Genomic DNA, 17,081 nt, shown 5'->3' with positions numbered 1-17,081 from the left:
TGAAAATTGGGCTGACCTAATCGTGAGACGCAAGATTTTGCGTCTCTACTTTTAGGATGCGGAGGGGTGAGCGGGGGAATGCAATGTGGCGCGGTCAATGCCGTTTGTTCCCGTCAGGGTCATGGCGGCGCCACATCCTGTCACCGAGGTAGAAGTAAAGCGTGCCGTACGAATAGCGGCCGGTCTGTGCTCCGCGGTCGAATGTTATCCACAGGTAACGCTCAAAGTTGCCGTATGGCACGGGCACTATGGTTGGCCAACCCCTGAATCCGCCGTTGGGGAACTGCTGGCTGAACGTGCCGAGACACCGCAGCGACGGATAGTCGTAGATGTAGAACGTCGTGCCCGGACCGCCGCTCAGCACATGCCGCCTTCCGCCCACGGTCGTTATCCTTATCCCGGTGTTGTTGTTGCGGTCGGACTCAGCCACCTGCCGGTACGGTCCGTCCCAGTTGTCGCTCTCGCAGAGATACGTCACGTACGATCCGTCTTTCAGCGCGCAGTAGGCGAGACGCCATTTCCCGGCACCGCTGTCGAAGAAGAAGTCAGGGTCCTCGGTATTGAACCCGTGTCCGTTGGAGTAGCTGTGGGGGAACGGCAGCTCCTCGCACTCCAGATAATGCATGCCGTGGAGCAGGTCGGCTTCGGACGAGCAGAAGGCGAGCGTGTGGGTGTCCTCATGCGTGGTGGTCATCACCAGGAAGCGTCCTGCGTCCTCGTCGTACACCATCTTCGTGGCGTGGAAGCCGTACATCAGTCCGTCGCCCTTGCCGAAGAAGAGCGCGCCCTCGAGCCGCAGGTCGTATGAGTCGGTGCCGATGGAGTACACTCCCTGCCACGAGTCGCATATGCGCTCGAATCCTCTGGTGGTCATGCATACATAAAGCCGTCCGTCGCGTATGAGCGGAGAGCCGTCCTTCAGCTGCACCACCTGCGGGTCTGCCTGTCCGGTGCCGCATGCCAGCAGACTGCGGGCGTCTTCCAGCCTCACGCTTCCGCCCTCAGGCAGCTCCGCGCGCACACCGAACGAGAAGCGCGTGCAGGTGTCGGCGCGGCGCATGTCGCGCTCCGCGCTGTAGAGCAGACGCGCCTCACCGTCGTCGCGGAGCATGAAGACGTGAAACCGCACGCCAGTGTACTGCACGCGCAGAGCCACCCTTCCGAGCCGTCCCACATCCTTGGAGGCAAGCTCCTTTGTGCCGTCCGCGCCGGTGAGATACGACACTATGCGCCCCCGGCTGTACACGGTGCGTATCACCGTTCCGCTCCCGTCGTTTGCGGCGAAGTCTATCCCGGCTGTCTCACCGTCGTCCACACCGCTGAACCGAGCCTCATAGCACAGGTAGGGATGGAACGCTCCGACACGCAGTGTGGACGCCGCCCGCCTGTCAGCCGGTGTGCCGAGCAGGAGCGTGCGCCCCTCCTGCCTCATCGTCACGGCTTCGGTGCTGTCGCCGCCCATCAGCACCACGTCGGCTGCATCGGGCAGGAAGAGCCGCGCTCCGTCCATGTTGATGCTGCTCATCACCTTCGACGAGTTGTAGAAATTGCGCGCGAACGACTGCCGCACGAATGTCATCGACGTCAGACTGAGACTGTCCGCCGGCATCTGAGCCGCCGCCTCATGATGGGAAACGCAAAAAAACACTCCTGCCGCAAGAATGAGTGTCCTCGTGGCAGGAGTTAAGAGAGAATCTGAAATCATTTTTTTTATCATATGTTTTAATCATCCGGTTATGCGCATCGCGCCCTCACCGTCGGCTGCCTGCACCCCGGTGCTCTGCCCGGTGTTGTCAGCCCGCGAGTCTGTATGGTTGTTGCAGTAGGACGACCATGCCGGCACGGCGAAGGCTACGAACGCGATCCACACTGCCACGCCTGCCGCTCCCACCGCCACGTTGCGGTATAAGTGGAACAGACAAGCCATAGCCACGGCGATGCCCCAGCCGAGAACGATGACTGTGGAGTACGCCGGATAACCGTCGACAAGCAGCGGTCCGGTGAGGACTACGAAGAAAAAGAGCCATCCGCACATCATTGCAAGGGCATGGCGGCGTTCGTCGAGACCTTTGCGGCTCACCTGATGCAGCCGCCACAGCACTATTGCCGCGAGCGCGATGCCGGGAAGCGAGTGTATGGTTATGTAAGTACTGTTGTTTACAAGGAACGATAGTGTGGACAGAAGCAGAGCCGCCAGCACCATGCAGAAGGAAATGATATAGCCTTTCATAATCTGATATGTTTAAAGAGTTAGTAAATGTCCGTTGCGAGCAAACAGGTTTCTGACGCCAAAGCCGTGCCGTTGCCGGTTGCCACATCCGTGTGGCAGCATTCCCGGAAAGGTCCGGACACCACAATGACCGGCTCGGCTGACGTTTCAGATTGTATTGTCTGACGTGCAATTTAGTGAAACATTTTAATATAAAACATATCATAATGTAATGAAATGAGATATTTTCGATACTTTAACTAAGTATATGTCATATGTATTAACGGGGGGTAAAACAGTAAAACACAATGTTCCCGCATCACCGTCCGTTCTCCTTCACCGCACCGCGCAGCACCTCCGCCACCTCGCGCGCGCACCTGCTGTCGTTGAACATCCGCTCGGCGAGACGTCTGCCCCGCCTTCCCATCTCGCGCGCCTCGTCGGGATGGTCGGTGATGTAGCGCACAGCCCGTTCCCATCCGTCGGTGTCGTAGTAGGGCACTGTGATGCCGCAGCCCTCCGCCTCGAAGTCTACGGGTATCTGAGGGTTGCGGCTGCATATGACGGGCAGTCCGAGGGCGAGAGCCTCCACCACGGTGGTGAGCCCCACGGTGTATCTCGTCTCCTTGCAGCATATCACCACACAGGCGGCGCGGTTCACCTTCAGGCTGAGCTCGTAGGGACAAAGTCCGTTGACGTAGTGCACCCTGATGTTCTCCTTTGGAGGATTCGCCGCGAACACCTCCTCATAGTTCACCCCTCCCGTGTTGCGTCCGGTGTATATGTCGAGGCGCGCTCCTGTGCGGTTGAACGCTCTGACGAGCGTCGGCATGTCGCGCAGTTCCTTGCCCGTGGATATGAATCCCGTGCGCCGGTCGCCGCCCTCAGCCATCACACGGTCGTAGAAACCGAGGTCCGCCCCCCAGTGTCCGAGCACCATGCGTGACGGTCGCGCCTTGGGCGAATGGAGCGAGTCGTCCATCAGTTTCTGCGAGAAGAATATCATGCGGTCGAATCCCCGATAGAACAGTCTGCCGAAACGCTCACGCACAAAACCCTTGGAGGTGACCACAGGCTGGTGGTGCCATATCACAACGGGGCGGCGGAACAGACGCAGCGCGCGCAGAAGGACTATGAGCTCGAGCCCCCGGTAATGGGTGGCATACACGGCGTCGAAACGCTCGCGTGAGGTGAGTATGAGCCGGGCGTTGCGGAGCATCATGCGCCATCGGGGCAGACCGGGACGCGAGCGGTGCCAGACCACGCCTATGCCGTTTGCCTCCAGTCCGGCGGCTCCGTAAAGGAAGTGTGCCGGAAACTCTCCCGCCTCCATCCGTCTGCGGATGTGTGCGATGTCCTGCGTGTGATAGAAATATACTTTCATGCCTGTTGTCTGTATGCGGGTGGGTGTTGTTATATATAATATAAGGTGTGAACGGGTGTGACAAAATCTTTTTCTGGCTTTCCCGAGTGCAGCCTGTCTTATACAAAGATAGTGCAAGGTGAGTGCAATGGAAAATGGAAATCACGTAGTGTTTTCATTTTATGCATTGCCGAACCGCAGCTTATCTTATACAAAGATAGTGCAAACAGTCCGACTTACAAAACAAAACCGTCTGTTTTTGACCATCCTCTTATCATATGCTTATATGTATGCCGCCTTGCCGTCAAGCCAACGATAGGGAATATTCTACAACGTTTAGGTTTTTCCCTATGCAGGTTTAGGGATATCATTTTGCGGGAATGATATTTTATTTTCACCTTTGCATAAGATAAACTTCGGCTCGGCAATGCCAAAGTTGTAAAAACTCTGTTTTTCCACTTTGTCGTTGCTCTCGCCTTGCACCATCTTTGCATAAGACAGGCGGCACTCGGGAAATAAAGAGCAAGCTCTCTTTCCGCTCGCTTGCACTGTCTTTGCAAAAGACAAACGGCATAGGCAATGCGGAGCACAGACACTCATTGCGAATGCCTGTTCTGTCTCGGAAACGCCGGCAACGGCTGAGTGGCGGAATGTCACAGACACATACAGACTGTTGTATGGGGATAATGACATCATACCGCAAGAGAGTGATAGTATAACAATAACAACAACCACAAAAAACTGACTGTTATGAAGAAGATTATTGTTTGTATGATTGCAGCTGTCATGAGTATGGCATGCACAGGAGCGTTGGCACAACCTCACAAACCCAAAAAGCCGAAGAAGGTGAGGAGAGTGGAAGTGGTTGCACCGAGCCACAGGACTTTCGGAAGCAGGACAATAAGCGTCATACCGTCGAAGAGCATATATGTGAGCTTCAACGGACTGCGGTTCATATACGACGAAGGAGGCAGATACTACCGTAAGCTCGCGCCGTCGAGGTATGAGATAGTGCGTCCGCCGATAGGTCTTCTCGTCGAGAAGATATACAAACCGAAGACTGTCAGACGCAACAAGGAGAAACTTTATCTTTCAGACGGAGTGCTGTATAAGAAGGTGAAGACACGGCACGGAAAGATGTATAAGGTGGTGGGGTTTGTCTGATATATGATTACGGCAGACGTTGACATATGAGATTGTGAGTTCATTGATGAAAGATGATGAGGATGTGCCCTTACGGGTGCATCCTCATCCGTTATATACAGCTATGGCGTATGCTGCGTTATGTGTTTGTTTGCGGTCTTGTCCTTATGCTTGTTCCGCTTCCGACGCTTGTTGATGTAGAGTGCGACACCGGTCCACGGGAGGGTCATGCCGAAGAGAGAGGCAACGAATATGATGACGCGACCGCCCTGTCCGGCTATGCCTCCGGTGTGTATGTCATAGTTCATACGGCGCAGACGGTCGGCAAAGGTCTTGTCGGCATACTTTCCGTGATATGCTCCTTCGGGGGTGATTTCCTTAAAAGTGTAGCGGTCGAAAGACATGCGGTCAGCGTCATAATATACAAGCCGGTCGCGCTGAGCCACCACCACGAGAGCCGAGGTCTTGTCTGCCGTGTCGGGCAACGACACCATCATGAGGCGCGGTGAGGACATCGTTCTGTACAGACTGTCTGTGAGCATGTCAGCACGGGTGATGTCGAATGTGGCGGATGAGCCGCCGCCGTCTTTTTGAGAGAGGACGGCTGTGGTGTCCGACTGTGCCAACCGCCACGGCACCTCGCTCTTCCCGCCGGACGTCAGGGCATATATGCCGTCGCCCCACCAGTCAATCGCCCACACCATACCTGTCATGGCGATGACTATGAGCGGCGGCGCGGCGTAGAATCCTATTACGTTGTGAAGGTCGTAAAGCCGTCGTGGCAGTCGGGTGCCGACGTTCCACTTCGGCAGAAGAGCCGCTCTGAGCGCACGGCGGTTCTTCGGCCACCAGAGTACAAGTCCGGAAATGAGGGTCAGGAAGAACAGCAGGGTGGCGTAGCCTACTATCGGGCGTCCTATGCTTACGGGCAGCCAGAGCGAGTAATGACCCTCACCTATGAAGCTCCATATGTCGTGCTGCGGCGTGTGGCGCACGTCAAGGATTCGTCCTTCGGCGGCATCCAGACTCACTGAGGTCACTCCCGAGCTGTCGCGGAATGCCACCTCTACAACTCCTTCGGGCGTGTAGGTGACCGATTCGGGCTGTCTTTCTCCGATGACGGCTGACGAGCGGGCGACGGCAACCGACGGACGCATGAAGCCGTGAGCCTTCGTGACTGACGCCACGGATTCTTTCCCGTCAATCCATCCGTTGAGCTTGAACGCCCAAACACAGCCCGTGAGACATACGATGAAGACTATCAGTCCTGTCACAAGTCCCACCCACAGGTGCAGTTTATAGGCAATCTTGCGTATCTTCATTACATTTAACGCCTTTGTTACGGTTTTTATTTGATATCATCTTATGCTTGTCCGGTGTGCATAATCAGAAACGGTACTCCGCACCTATGGACACATTGAACAGCCGCTGGGGCGACACCGTGCTCCAGCCGTTGTAATATTTCTTGTTGAGCAGGTTGTCTGCCTTGAGCGAAATGGTGTAGCGGTCGCCGGTGTACGACAGGAGTCCGTTCACGACAACATATCCGGGCAATGCGAATGTGCCTGTGCTGCGCCTGTTGAGAACCTTGTTCTCGCTTGCGGCGTTGCCTCCCAGACCCACCGACCAGCCTTTCAGCGCACCTGTGAAGAAACGGTAGCTTGCCCACAGGTTGAACATGTGAGCCGGTCCGGCGCTCTCCGACCGGCGTCCGAGATAGTCGCCGTCGGCGGCGTCCTTGGTAATCTTGTTGTCGTTGTAGCTGTATCCCATGATGACGTTGAGCCCTGTCAGCGGGTTGGCTGTGAGGCTCAGCTCCACGCCTTTGCTCCTTTCCACGCCACCCTGGATGGTGTTGAGCGGGTTGTCGGGGTCGGTCATGCTGCGGTTGCCCACACGTATGTCATAGTAGCTTGCCGTGAGTGTGAGCCGCTCGTCCCACAGATTGGCTTTCACTCCAGCCTCCCACTGGTTGGCATGTTCGGGGTCGAGCACCTTCGTTTTCACGAACTTGCCGTCCTTGTCATACACTGATACAGGGTCGTTGTTGGTGAAGCCGTTCATGTAGTTGGCAAACAACGACAGCTTGTCGGGCAGGGGTTGGAACACCAGTCCGAGCTTCTGGGAGAACGAAAGCTGGTCTTTCACTTCCTCCGTCGCGTACATGGAGCCTCCCGAATAGTTGTCAAGGCGCAGTCCGACGAGTGCTGACAGGTGGCGTGTGATATCTATCACGTCAGACACATACACTCCGTAGATGGTCACCTTAGCCCTGCTTTGTGTGGCGTTGCCTTCTGCCACGAGCTTGTCTATGGCAGATGCCGTAAGCACACCTGTGTCGCTTCCGTCCGCTAAAGACACTTCTCCGTTTGCCACCCACGGGTTGGCGTTGTTCACAATGTTGCGCTGCAGGAAGTCGGCACCGGCAAGAAAGCGGTTGCGTACGGTGCCGAAGCGGTGGTCGGCATTGAAGTTCTGCTGTATGTTTATTGCCGAGGAAGTGGAGTTGACCTTAGATGCGTAGCGTGTGAAGAGCTGCGACGACTGGTTGTTCCAGAGGTAAGTGTAGTAGCCGTCGCTCCCTGCTATGCTGCTCGACACTATTGTCTGAGAGCTCCAATGGCTGTTGATGTTGTACAAAGCCTGCGCCTGCAGCCCGAAAGTGGGATTGCTTATGGTGAGCTCATCGCTTGTGAAGCTCCTCTTGTATGCCGCGTCGAAGAGTCTGGTGTCCTTGAACTGCACATCCGACGAGCGGTAGAGAAATATCATTGGAGCTACTGCGCGCTCGGGTGCGTAGTATTCGGCGTTGACAAGAAACGTCAGACGGTCGCTCGCGTCGAAGCGGAAGGATGGCGCGATGAACAGCGACCGGCTGAAACCGGCGTCCTGAAAGCTGCGCTGATAGTGGTAGGCTGCGTTGACACGCAGGTATGCCTTGCTGCTGAGAGGGGTGTTCACATCGGCAGTGAACCTGTTCAGTCCGTGGCTGCCTGTCATATATCCCACGCTGCCTCCGAAACTGTTGTAGGGTGTCTTGGTCACTATGTTTATCAGACCTCCGTAACTTATGAGGTTGCCTCCGTATAGAGTGCCCGACGGACCTTTTATCGCTTCTATCTTGGCAACGTTTGCCGGGTCGAGAGCTCCGTTGCTCAGACCTGCCACACCGTTGATGATGGTGGGCTGTACGGAGAATCCGCGCATGGTGTAATATTCTCCTCCGTCGCTCTGTCTGCCGGTGCTCTCCCACAGACGCTGTACGCCCGGGACATTCTTCAGAGCGTCATTGAGATTCGTGACGAGCTGTTCCTTCAGAAGCGCGCTGCTCACCGTCTGATAGACTTGGGGATTCTCGAGGTCGCCGAGCTGTATCTTCGCCACGGTGTGGCTTGTCGGTGAGGCAAAGCGGTTGCGCATGCTGGCAGACACCTCCACCTCTTTCAGGCTGTATATGTTCATAGTGTCCACTGTGTTGGGAGCGTCTTTGTCTTCTGCATTCTCCGCACCGGCATGCAGGAATGCGGCGAGCGCGACAAGCAGAGACAAAATGCGGATAGGGCATGTGTGTGTTTTGAAGAGTGTTGTGTGTTTTGTGTGTGATTCCATATGAATAAGTTTGTCGTTGTATTGTTATTATCCTTTATACAAAAAGCACTCTTCCGATGCGTCCGTGCGCGTCTGAAGAGTGCTGCAAAGTTAAGGTACGGGCTTATAACAGACAATACCCAATAATTATGATTTGTATGAGTCGTCATACAGGAAAATGCCGCGTGGAGCCACAAGTGAAGGTAATGGCATGCGGGGCGGCATCCTGTATGGGGCTTGTTGCGGTGCGGGCAGAGGTCTGCCGTGCCTGGAACGTCAGTTTGTTATCTTGAAACCGATGAAGTATGTGCGCGGCTGCACCGGACCGTAAAAGTATCCCGAGTCGCGGAAACCGCCTTTGTCGAGGTCTTTCTGGAAGGCGTTGAGCATGTTCTGCACGCCTCCGTTGAGCTTCAGTTTCACGTGGTCGCTGAGCACGAACGTGTAGTTGAGCTTGAGGTTGAGCTCGAAAAAGTCGGGTGTATGCACGAGCTCGTCTTTCGTGATGTAGCTGTACTCATATCCGGCGGGTATCTCCGAGGCGTCGGGAGCGATGTGCGGCACACGCATTCTGCCCGTATAGACACCCGAGAGCGAGAAGTCGAAGTTGCGCAGGGGTGCGCTCGTGAGTGTGAAGTAGCCGTAGCAGCCGGGCGTGCGGGGCATGTATCTGGTCGGAGCGACGTCAGGATCCTCGCTCCAACTCTCTTTTTTGATGTAACGGCTGCTCTGTACCGTGAAGCCTGCCTGTAGCGACAGTTCCGAGCCGTGGGCTATCTTGCCGTCGAAGTTTATGCCGTACACCCTCGCGCCGTTGCCGTTGCGGCGTTCCTTTATTATGTTTCCCGAAGCGTCCGTGCCCGTTTTCTCAAGCACAAACACATCGTTGAGTTGTGTGTAGAACGCTTCCACGAGCAGGTTGGCTTGCCAGTGCCCGAAGCTGAACGTGCGGTCTGCCGACGCGCTGAAACTGTTGGAACGCTCCGGCTTCAGCCCTTCGGCAAGCCTGATGAGCACACCCTCGCCTCCGACGGCGGTCACGTGGAGGTCTTCGTCGTAAGCCTGCGGAGCGCGGAATCCTGTGGACCATGTGAGGCGCGCCTGCAGTTTGTCAGACGGTTTGTACATCACGTTGACGCGCGGGCTGAATATCGGATTGTCTATAAGGTTATGCTTGTCCACCCGGAAGCCTGCCAGCAGCGTGAAACGGTTTATCTTCCACTCGCTCTGGACAAATCCGCCGCCGATGCGCACGTCCTGTCTCATGTCGCGGTTGTAGCCGAGCATCACGTCATGGAGCGAGTTGTTCTGATACTCAATGCCCGATGTTATGACGGCTGGAGCAAAGAGCAGGCGGCTGAAGTTGCCGGTGTACATCGCTCCCGCCACCCATGTGAGGTCGTCGGTCTTGCCGTATGCGTCCGGATTCTGCTGCGCTCCGTAGTAGCTGTTGCGGTCGGTGTGCTGTATGGACGAGTAGAACGACAGCTTGTGCTTGTAACTGTTGAAGAACACATCATACGTAAGTCCGCCGCTGTTTATCACGTGTTTGGTCTGCTCGGTGATGTCCGTCTCGAACGGTTCGAGGTCAAACTTGTTGCCTCCGCGGCGGAACTCGTTGGTGACATGATACTCTATGCCCAGCCGGCTGAACTGTGACGGACGGTAATAACCTCGTAGTCCGAAGCTGTTCATGTTGAGTTTGCCGAGCTCCGAGAACCCGTCGCCGTCCGCGTCGTACGGATTCCGGTTGCGGTATGACTGATACAGTGCCACGCCATAGGTATTCTTGTCTGACACGAGCGACGCGTTGGCTCCGAAGTATTGCTCCCACGCCTTGCCGTTCATGTCTGACAGCGTCGATGAAACCTGAAAGGAGTTGTTCACGGGGTCCTTTGTTATGACGTTGATGGTGCCTCCCACGGCGTTGGCTCCGAACAGCGCGGATCCTCCTCCGCGCACAATCTCCACGCGGTCTATCATGTTCACCGGTATCTGTTCAAGTCCGTAGACGCCCGAGAGAGCGCTTACCACAGGACGGCTGTTGATGAGTATCTGTGAGTAAGGGCCTTCCAGACCGTTTATGCGCACCTGAGGGAAGCCGCAGTTCTGGCAGTTGTTCTCCACGCGGAGCCCTGACTGGTAGTTCAAAGACTTGGCGAGGTCTGACGAGTTGACCGCTTCGAAGAGCTTGTTGTTAAGTACGTTCACCACGACAGGTGCGTCGCGGCGGCTCGTCTCGTTGCGGTTGGCTGACACGACAACCTCGTCGGTCACGGTGACATCGGCTGTCATGACAAAGTGTACGTCGGCTGCGAAGTCGCGGCTCACGCTCACCTTCTTCTCCTGTGAGTCATATCCGAGAAGCCTGACGGTCAGTGTGTATGTCCCGTCGGGAATGTTTCGGAACAGGCAATGTCCGTCCGCGTCGGTCACTGCCGCCTGTCCGGTCTCCTTTATCTTTACTACTGCGCCCGGCAGATTGTCCTCACTGTCTTTCTCTATTACGTGTACGGCTACCGCGTTACCCTCCGTCACCGGTCCGTTTCCGTCGGTACGCGCTGTGCCGTATGCGCTGTACAGTGCCAGCGCAAGCATTAAAATATGATGTCTCATTGTGTATTAATATGTGTGATAAATGGTTTGTCTGCCGTCGGCGGAATGCTTCCGGCATGATGAAAAAGGCGGTGCTGCCAGACAATGCCCGGCATACCGTAATGACATATTAATATAAATAAGGAGGCGCGCGGCTCTTGACGCCATGTATGCAGCCTGCCGTAAGAACGCTTACCGTGTCGTCCTGCAGAAAGACATGGAGCAGATGAAGGCATACACGCAGCGTGGCGGCTTCGCCGGGGGCTGTCATCTGCTGGGCAGAGGCATAGGCTATGGAGTGGATTTGAGATGATGAGTGGCTGTGGTTGCTGCCCGAATAAGGATGGGAATGGACAATCTTGACTCCGTCAATGACGTGAACGTGTACAAACAACGTTGCTCCTGCCTTGAACACAAGGAAGAGTACAAGCAGGAACAGTGACGTTGTTATGCGTAGTCTTTTGCTCAAATCCGGTTACGTTACGTTTTACTTGATGTGGCACAGTGACGTTTCCGCCGCACTGCCACCACCCGCCGGGTTCACGGCTTGGTGTATTTGAGTGTGCAAAGATACAAAAAATATTTATTAAAACGCTCTGTCTCCGCATATTACAACAATCATATGCGGAGACAGAACACACCGGCTTATTGCGGATTATTGTTTCCTCCGCCCTTCACGTCGTCGTTGTTTATGGTGCGGGCTGCCTTCTTCACGCTTGCCGTAAGCTTGCCTATGCGGAAGCTCACGCTCACTCCGTAGCGTATGGAAGAGTACTCCGAGCGGCTCGTTGACACGAAGTTGATGCTCTCGAGCGAGGACGTCGGTCTCTTCCAAGGGTTGAAGAAGTCGTTTGCGAACAGCGATACCGTAAGCCGTTTGTCAAGGAACGACTTGTAGACATTCATTCCGTAGAAGAAGTAACTGCTTCCTTTCCCCTGAAGAGATATATAAGGTGTCTGACCCGAAACGTTTATTCCGATGCGCCAGTCGTGCGGGAATGTCTGCTGCGCTCCCGCATAATAGAACATGTTCCAGCCGTGGTTGCTCAGTCCGTTGCCGTCAGACAGATAGTTGTATCCGCCGTTCAGGTTGGAGTAAATGCGTGTGTCGGGAGTGATGTTCCAGTTGATGTATGCGCTGAAATCGAGGCTTCTGGTCTTTCCTATGTTCTTGTATGTGCTATACATCACATCCTTTCCTGTTGGGTTATGCAGTCCGGGAATCTCCGTATCGTTGATGTATTGCGTCAGACTCTGTATGCTGTTGTTTGTGAACGAGTACTTGGTTGTGAAGCTGAGGCTCAGTTTCTGGGTGAAGTTATTGTACGAAAGGCTGAACGAATGACTCTTCTCGCTGTCCAGATTCGGGTTTCCCTGACTGATGCTTGTAGGGTTGCTGTCGTCTATGTAAGGGTTGAGCGACCATATGCCCGGACGGTATATGCGCATGTTATAGCCGAGTCTGAGGTTCGACATGTCCGTAATCTTATAGCCGACACTCACCGACGGGACCACATCGTCGAAGTCTTTGCGGAAGTCGTCGCCCCGTCCCAGCAGATACTTCACGTCCTGTATGGTGTGCTCATAGCGCAGTCCCAGACGTCCGGAGAACCTTTTCAGTCTGATGCCATAGCCCATGTAGGCTGCCAGAATGTCGTTGCGGTGTCTGAAATGCGTGCTGTATTCGTCGGAGAAAACATATTCGTCGTCGCTTCCCGCCATCCTCTGGTAGCGGTCGTCATCCGATTTGTTGTTGCGCAGAATGTATTTCAGACCAGCCTCTACGGTGTGTATCGTGTCTATGGGCGTGGTGAAGTCCACCTGGAAAGTGTTCTCCACGGTGTTCTGCTCGTTCTTGTTGCGCTGTTCGTTCATGCGGTGCAGGAAGTCGAGCCACGTGCCGTCAGCCGTCATGTCAGTGTAATAGAAGTTGCCGTCCGAGCTGCTCGGGTTGGAGTTTATCCTGTAAGAGAAGGTCAGCATGCGGTCTTTCACATGGAAAAGACGCTGATAGTCTATGCCTCCGTTTATGGAAGTCCATCTGTTCTTCGACCTGTTATGCGACGTATAGCTGTATATGTCTTCGCCCGAAAGAGGCGATGTGGCATCCGTGACACTTGTGTACCGGGTCCTGTTTCCGCCTCCGTACATACCGAAGGACATGCTCACCAGCCGCAGCGTATCTATCTCATAGCTCGCCTCCATCGACCCGTACTGGAAGTCGTATTTGTTTTTCGACGAGCTGTAACTCTCCACGTCAGACGAGTTCTCGTCTATTTCCCCGATGCTCTTCCGGCTTCCCCAGCTCTTGGAACGTGGTGTGCGGTTTCTGCCGTTATAGTTGTAGTTCACGCTGACAGTAAGCTTTCCGCTCTTCACAGTGCCGAAAAGTCCGGCTCCCTGTCCTCTGTTGTCCACGTTGGCGGACATCGTTGCGGTGTATCCCGTAAGCCCGCTGCCCTCGGTGATGATATTGAGTATGCCTCCCACACCCTCGGCGTCGTATTTCGGTCCGGGGTTTGTTATCACCTCAACTCGCTTCACGCTGTTTGCCGGAAGGCTTTTCAGCACCTCCTTCGGGTTGTTGCTCATCATGTTGTTCGGGCGTCCGTTCACATACACCTTGAACGAGCTGCTGCCGTTCACCTTAATTGTCTCGTCGCCGTCAACCGTCACGAGCGGCACCTTACGCAGCATCTCAAGCATCGTGTTCGACTTTGAGTCAGGGTCGTCCGATATGTTATACTCTATCTTGTCTATGTCCGACTTCACCAGCGGCTTCTGTACCACCACCTCAACGCCTTTCAGTTCGTTTGCCGCATCGTGCACATACATTGTCCCGAGGTCCACCGTCTTACCGTCGGCAGGAGCCTTGAACTCCCTCACCACGGGCTGTCTGCCCAACGATGATAGCGTTGCCGTGAAGTCGCCCTCACCTTTGACGCTTATCATGAAACGTCCGTTCTTGTCTGTCACATGCTTTGCCACAGGCTCGGAAGGAGCCTCTTTCTTCGCCACCGTCACCGTGGCGTACGCCTCTCCGTCTTTTGTCAGAGAGTCGAGCAGTTCGCCTTTCAGTTTGAAAGACACGGCATTGGTCTGCGCCGTGATTGTAGAGCTGATGATGAACACCATCACCAGAATGCCCAACCTTGTTTTCATCTTCCCGATTATTATTTGTGTTAAGTTCTGTCTGTTGTGTTGTTTCCCTTACGTATTTATATACGCATAAGACAGTCTGTTATATACAGCAAGTCCGAATTTTTATTATAGTTTAACAATAAGGAACATTTTATATGAAATACGCGCATCCTCAGTGGGGTGGTCCCGCATTGTCTGTTCCGGTAAAAACGCATATGCGGGAACAAGCCGTAACTTTTTTGTGATGTGAGTGTCATATTTTAATATAATACGACAATTTTGGTTATAATATGAAACATTTTGTTCTATAATACGGGTAAACCGTAATTTCGTCATGGATGATGCAATTATTTTATGCGATAATGACTCAATATTATCTCAATTTGTCTTATTTTTGCAATTGGACGTTATAAAAAGACATGAAACAAGTATAAAAGCGGACAAAATGAAAAATCTTGTCAGGTTCACAAAAATGCACGGCGCAGGCAACGACTATATTTATGTAGACACATCGCTATACGATGTTCCTGAGCCCGAAAAGGCAGCCGTAGCGCTCAGCGACCGCCACACCGGCATCGGAGCGGACGGACTTGTGCTCATAGGCAGACCCTCCGACACCACAGACGCTGACTTCACGATGCGCATTTTCAACGCCGACGGTTCGGAGGCGATGATGTGCGGCAATGCCTCAAGGTGTATAGGGAAATATGTGCACGACAAGAATCTGACACAGAAGACCACTATACGGCTCGCCACTCTGTCGGGTGTGAAGACCCTCAGGCTGCATCTCGGCGCCGACGGATGTACGGAGAGCGTGACGGTGGATATGCTTGAGCCCGCCATGACATGCCCCGCACAGTATGACGACGCCTCGTGCGGACGTCTGTCGGCGGCATTCCGGACGTTCAGCGGCACGTTCGTGTCGATGGGCAATCCCCATTTCGTCATATTCACCGACGACATCCTCCACACCGACGTAGCCCGCTACGGGAGCATTCTGGAGCATGACGCGGCTTTTCCGCAGCGTTGCAACATCGAGTTCGCGCAGATCACAGACAAAGACAAGATAAGAACAAGAGTTTGGGAGAGAGGAAGCGGCATCACCATGGCATGCGGCACAGGAGCCTGCGCCACTGCCGTGGCTGCCGCTTTCACATGCCGCGCCGGACGCAGGAGCACCATCGTGATGGACGGAGGCGAGCTCAACGTGTTCTGGGACGAGGCAGACAACCACGTGTGGCTCACCGGAGGAGCCGAGTTTGTGTTCGAAGGCGAGGTCTTCATATAGTCATTTCCGCAAACAAGAAACATCATACGCATATGGCATTAGTAAACGAGCATTATCTGAAACTGTCCGACAACTATCTCTTTGAGGACATAGCAAAGAAGGTGAATGCCTTCCGTCTGTCACACCCTAAGGTGAGAGTGATAAGCCTGGGCATAGGCGACGTGACCCGTCCGCTGTGCCCCGCCGTGACGGAAGCCATGCACCGGGCTGTCGACGAGATGGCTTCTGCCGCCACGTTCAGGGGTTACGGTCCTGAGCACGGATACGATTTCCTGCGTGAGGCGATAGTGAAGAACGACTTCATCCCGCGCGGAGTGCGCCCCGATTTGGACGAGATATTCGTGAACGACGGCGCCAAGAGCGACACCGGAAACATCGGGGAGATTGTGAGATGGGACAACAGCATAGGTGTGACCGACCCCATCTATCCCGTGTATATAGACTCCAACGTGATGTGCGGACGCGCCGGAACACTCTCGGACGGACGCTGGAGCAACGTGAACTACATGCCTTGCACGGCTGAGAACAACTTCATACCGCAGATACCCGACCACCGTGTGGACATGATATACCTCTGCTATCCCAACAACCCTACGGGAACGGTGCTCTCAAAGAGCGAGCTGCGCCGCTGGGTGGACTATGCTCTGGAGAACGACACGCTGCTGCTCTTCGACGCGGCGTACGAGGCATACATCCAGGACGACGACATCCCGCACTCCATCTACGAGATAAAGGGTGCGCGGAAGGTGGCTATAGAGTTCCGCAGCTACTCGAAGACAGCCGGTTTTACAGGCGTGCGATGCGGATATACGGTAATTCCCAAGGAAGTCACCGCAGCCACTCTCGACAACAAGAGGCGCATAGAGCTCAACCGGCTGTGGAGCAGACGGCAGAGCACCAAGTTCAACGGGACGAGCTATATCAGCCAGAGGGCTGCCGAAGCCATATACAGTCCGGAGGGCAAGAAGCAGATAAGGCAGACCATAGCCTATTACATGGACAACGCGGCATATATGCTCAACGCGCTCAAAGGTGCGGGGCTGGAGGTATACGGAGGCAGAAACGCTCCTTACATATGGATGAAGACGCCAGGAGGAACGCCCAGCCGGAAGTTCTTCGAACAGATGCTCTACGCCACAGGAGTGGTGTGTACGCCCGGAGCGGGGTTCGGACCGAGCGGCGAGGGCTACGTGCGGCTCACGGCGTTCGGCAACAGCGAGGACTGCCACGAGGCAATGGAGCGCATCACCGCATGGGCAGGCAACTGACCGCCGCCTCGTCACGACATGGCAGGCAAGCCTCCTTACGCAGCGGGAGGCATGCCTGCCATGTCGTTTTTTAAGTGTAAGAGTGTGTCCGGCATTGCGGTACGGATACATCATCATGCTGCACTCGGCAATAAAAGTGTAAACTCTTATTGCACTCGCTTGCACGGTTTTTGGATAAAACCGGCTTCTCTCGGCAATAAAAGAGTGAACTCTTATTGCACTCGCTTGCACGGTTTTTAAATAAAACCGGCTTCTCTCGGCAATAAAAGAGTAAACTCTTATTGCACTCGCTTGCACGGTTTTTGGATAAAACCGGCTTCTCTCGGCAATAAAAGAGTAAACTCTTATTGCACTCGCTTGCACGGTTTTTGGATAAAACCGGCTTCACTCGGCAATAAAAGAGTAAACTCTTATTGCACTCGCTTGCACGGTTTTTGACAAAAAAAACTTAACTTTGCACCGCAATACATGTAAACTGATAGAATG

At 54.4% G+C, this 17,081-nt stretch carries 11 protein-coding genes; 3 read left to right on the top strand and 8 right to left on the bottom strand.

The window, feature by feature from the left end; translation table 11 throughout:
• Positions 1-94: 94 nt before the first annotated feature.
• From BN4609_RS10670 to BN4609_RS10660, 3 genes are all read right to left on the bottom strand, one after another.
• A complete protein-coding gene (locus BN4609_RS10670; RefSeq protein WP_164071649.1) occupies positions 95-1,717 on the bottom strand; it encodes a hypothetical protein in 1,623 nt (540 codons plus the stop codon).
• Between the two features lie 9 nt (positions 1,718-1,726).
• Complete coding sequence (locus BN4609_RS10665; RefSeq protein WP_068856663.1) at positions 1,727-2,230, bottom strand: hypothetical protein; 504 nt, start codon at positions 2,228-2,230, stop codon at positions 1,727-1,729.
• A 298-nt stretch (positions 2,231-2,528) separates the two neighbouring features.
• Positions 2,529-3,593, bottom strand: coding sequence for a glycosyltransferase (locus BN4609_RS10660; RefSeq protein WP_068856662.1), 1,065 nt, complete (start codon positions 3,591-3,593; stop codon positions 2,529-2,531).
• Between the two features lie 729 nt (positions 3,594-4,322).
• On the opposite strand from BN4609_RS10660, the gene BN4609_RS10655 reads away from it, so the two are divergent.
• A complete protein-coding gene (locus BN4609_RS10655) occupies positions 4,323-4,736 on the top strand; it encodes a DUF6515 family protein (RefSeq protein ID WP_021992579.1) in 414 nt (137 codons plus the stop codon).
• Positions 4,737-4,837: 101 nt separating this feature from the next.
• On the opposite strand, the gene BN4609_RS10650 is transcribed toward BN4609_RS10655, so the two are convergent.
• From BN4609_RS10650 to BN4609_RS10635, 5 genes are all read right to left on the bottom strand, one after another.
• Positions 4,838-6,037 (bottom strand): PepSY-associated TM helix domain-containing protein, encoded by a 1,200-nt coding sequence (locus BN4609_RS10650; protein WP_068856660.1) that lies wholly within the window; start codon positions 6,035-6,037, stop codon positions 4,838-4,840.
• A 64-nt stretch (positions 6,038-6,101) separates the two neighbouring features.
• Positions 6,102-8,324, bottom strand: a complete 2,223-nt coding sequence (locus BN4609_RS10645) for a TonB-dependent siderophore receptor (RefSeq protein WP_068856659.1) — start codon at positions 8,322-8,324, stop codon at positions 6,102-6,104.
• A 255-nt stretch (positions 8,325-8,579) separates the two neighbouring features.
• Positions 8,580-10,919: a TonB-dependent receptor gene (locus BN4609_RS10640; protein ID WP_068856658.1), complete on the bottom strand. Its 2,340-nt coding sequence runs from the start codon at positions 10,917-10,919 to the stop codon at positions 8,580-8,582.
• 109 nt (positions 10,920-11,028) lie between these two features.
• Positions 11,029-11,367 (bottom strand): DUF8478 family putative metalloprotein, encoded by a 339-nt coding sequence (locus BN4609_RS16585; protein WP_164071648.1) that lies wholly within the window; start codon positions 11,365-11,367, stop codon positions 11,029-11,031.
• Positions 11,368-11,543: 176 nt separating this feature from the next.
• Positions 11,544-14,060: a TonB-dependent receptor gene (locus BN4609_RS10635; protein WP_068856657.1), complete on the bottom strand. Its 2,517-nt coding sequence runs from the start codon at positions 14,058-14,060 to the stop codon at positions 11,544-11,546.
• A gap of 424 nt (positions 14,061-14,484) precedes the next feature.
• On the opposite strand from BN4609_RS10635, the gene dapF reads away from it, so the two are divergent.
• Together dapF and BN4609_RS10625 are read left to right on the top strand one after the other, a co-directional pair.
• A complete protein-coding gene (gene dapF, locus BN4609_RS10630; RefSeq protein ID WP_068856656.1) occupies positions 14,485-15,327 on the top strand; it encodes a diaminopimelate epimerase in 843 nt (280 codons plus the stop codon).
• Between the two features lie 32 nt (positions 15,328-15,359).
• Complete coding sequence (locus BN4609_RS10625) at positions 15,360-16,595, top strand: LL-diaminopimelate aminotransferase (protein ID WP_068856655.1); 1,236 nt, start codon at positions 15,360-15,362, stop codon at positions 16,593-16,595.
• Positions 16,596-17,081: the final 486 nt, after the last annotated feature.

It is taken from the genome of Leyella lascolaii (assembly GCF_900079775.1).
GTDB lineage: Bacteria > Bacteroidota > Bacteroidia > Bacteroidales > Bacteroidaceae > Prevotella > Prevotella lascolaii.
The sequence above is the reverse complement of the archived record's forward strand: the minus strand, read 5'-3'. Positions and strand labels throughout refer to the sequence as shown.

Excerpts from the sequence above, each read along its gene's own strand:
- BN4609_RS10660 (WP_068856662.1), bottom strand. The coding sequence starts at position 3,593 with ATGAAAGTATATTTCTATCACACGCAGGACATCGCACACATCCGCAGA.
- BN4609_RS10640 (WP_068856658.1), bottom strand. The coding sequence starts at position 10,919 with ATGAGACATCATATTTTAATGCTTGCGCTGGCACTGTACAGCGCATAC.
- dapF (WP_068856656.1), top strand. The coding sequence starts at position 14,485 with ATGAAAAATCTTGTCAGGTTCACAAAAATGCACGGCGCAGGCAACGAC.
- BN4609_RS10645 (WP_068856659.1), bottom strand. The coding sequence starts at position 8,324 with ATGGAATCACACACAAAACACACAACACTCTTCAAAACACACACATGC.
- BN4609_RS10665 (WP_068856663.1), bottom strand. The coding sequence starts at position 2,230 with ATGAAAGGCTATATCATTTCCTTCTGCATGGTGCTGGCGGCTCTGCTT.
- BN4609_RS10650 (WP_068856660.1), bottom strand. The coding sequence starts at position 6,037 with ATGAAGATACGCAAGATTGCCTATAAACTGCACCTGTGGGTGGGACTT.
- BN4609_RS10635 (WP_068856657.1), bottom strand. The coding sequence starts at position 14,060 with ATGAAAACAAGGTTGGGCATTCTGGTGATGGTGTTCATCATCAGCTCT.
- BN4609_RS10655 (WP_021992579.1), top strand. The coding sequence starts at position 4,323 with ATGAAGAAGATTATTGTTTGTATGATTGCAGCTGTCATGAGTATGGCA.
- BN4609_RS10670 (WP_164071649.1), bottom strand. The coding sequence starts at position 1,717 with ATGATAAAAAAAATGATTTCAGATTCTCTCTTAACTCCTGCCACGAGG.
- BN4609_RS10625 (WP_068856655.1), top strand. The coding sequence starts at position 15,360 with ATGGCATTAGTAAACGAGCATTATCTGAAACTGTCCGACAACTATCTC.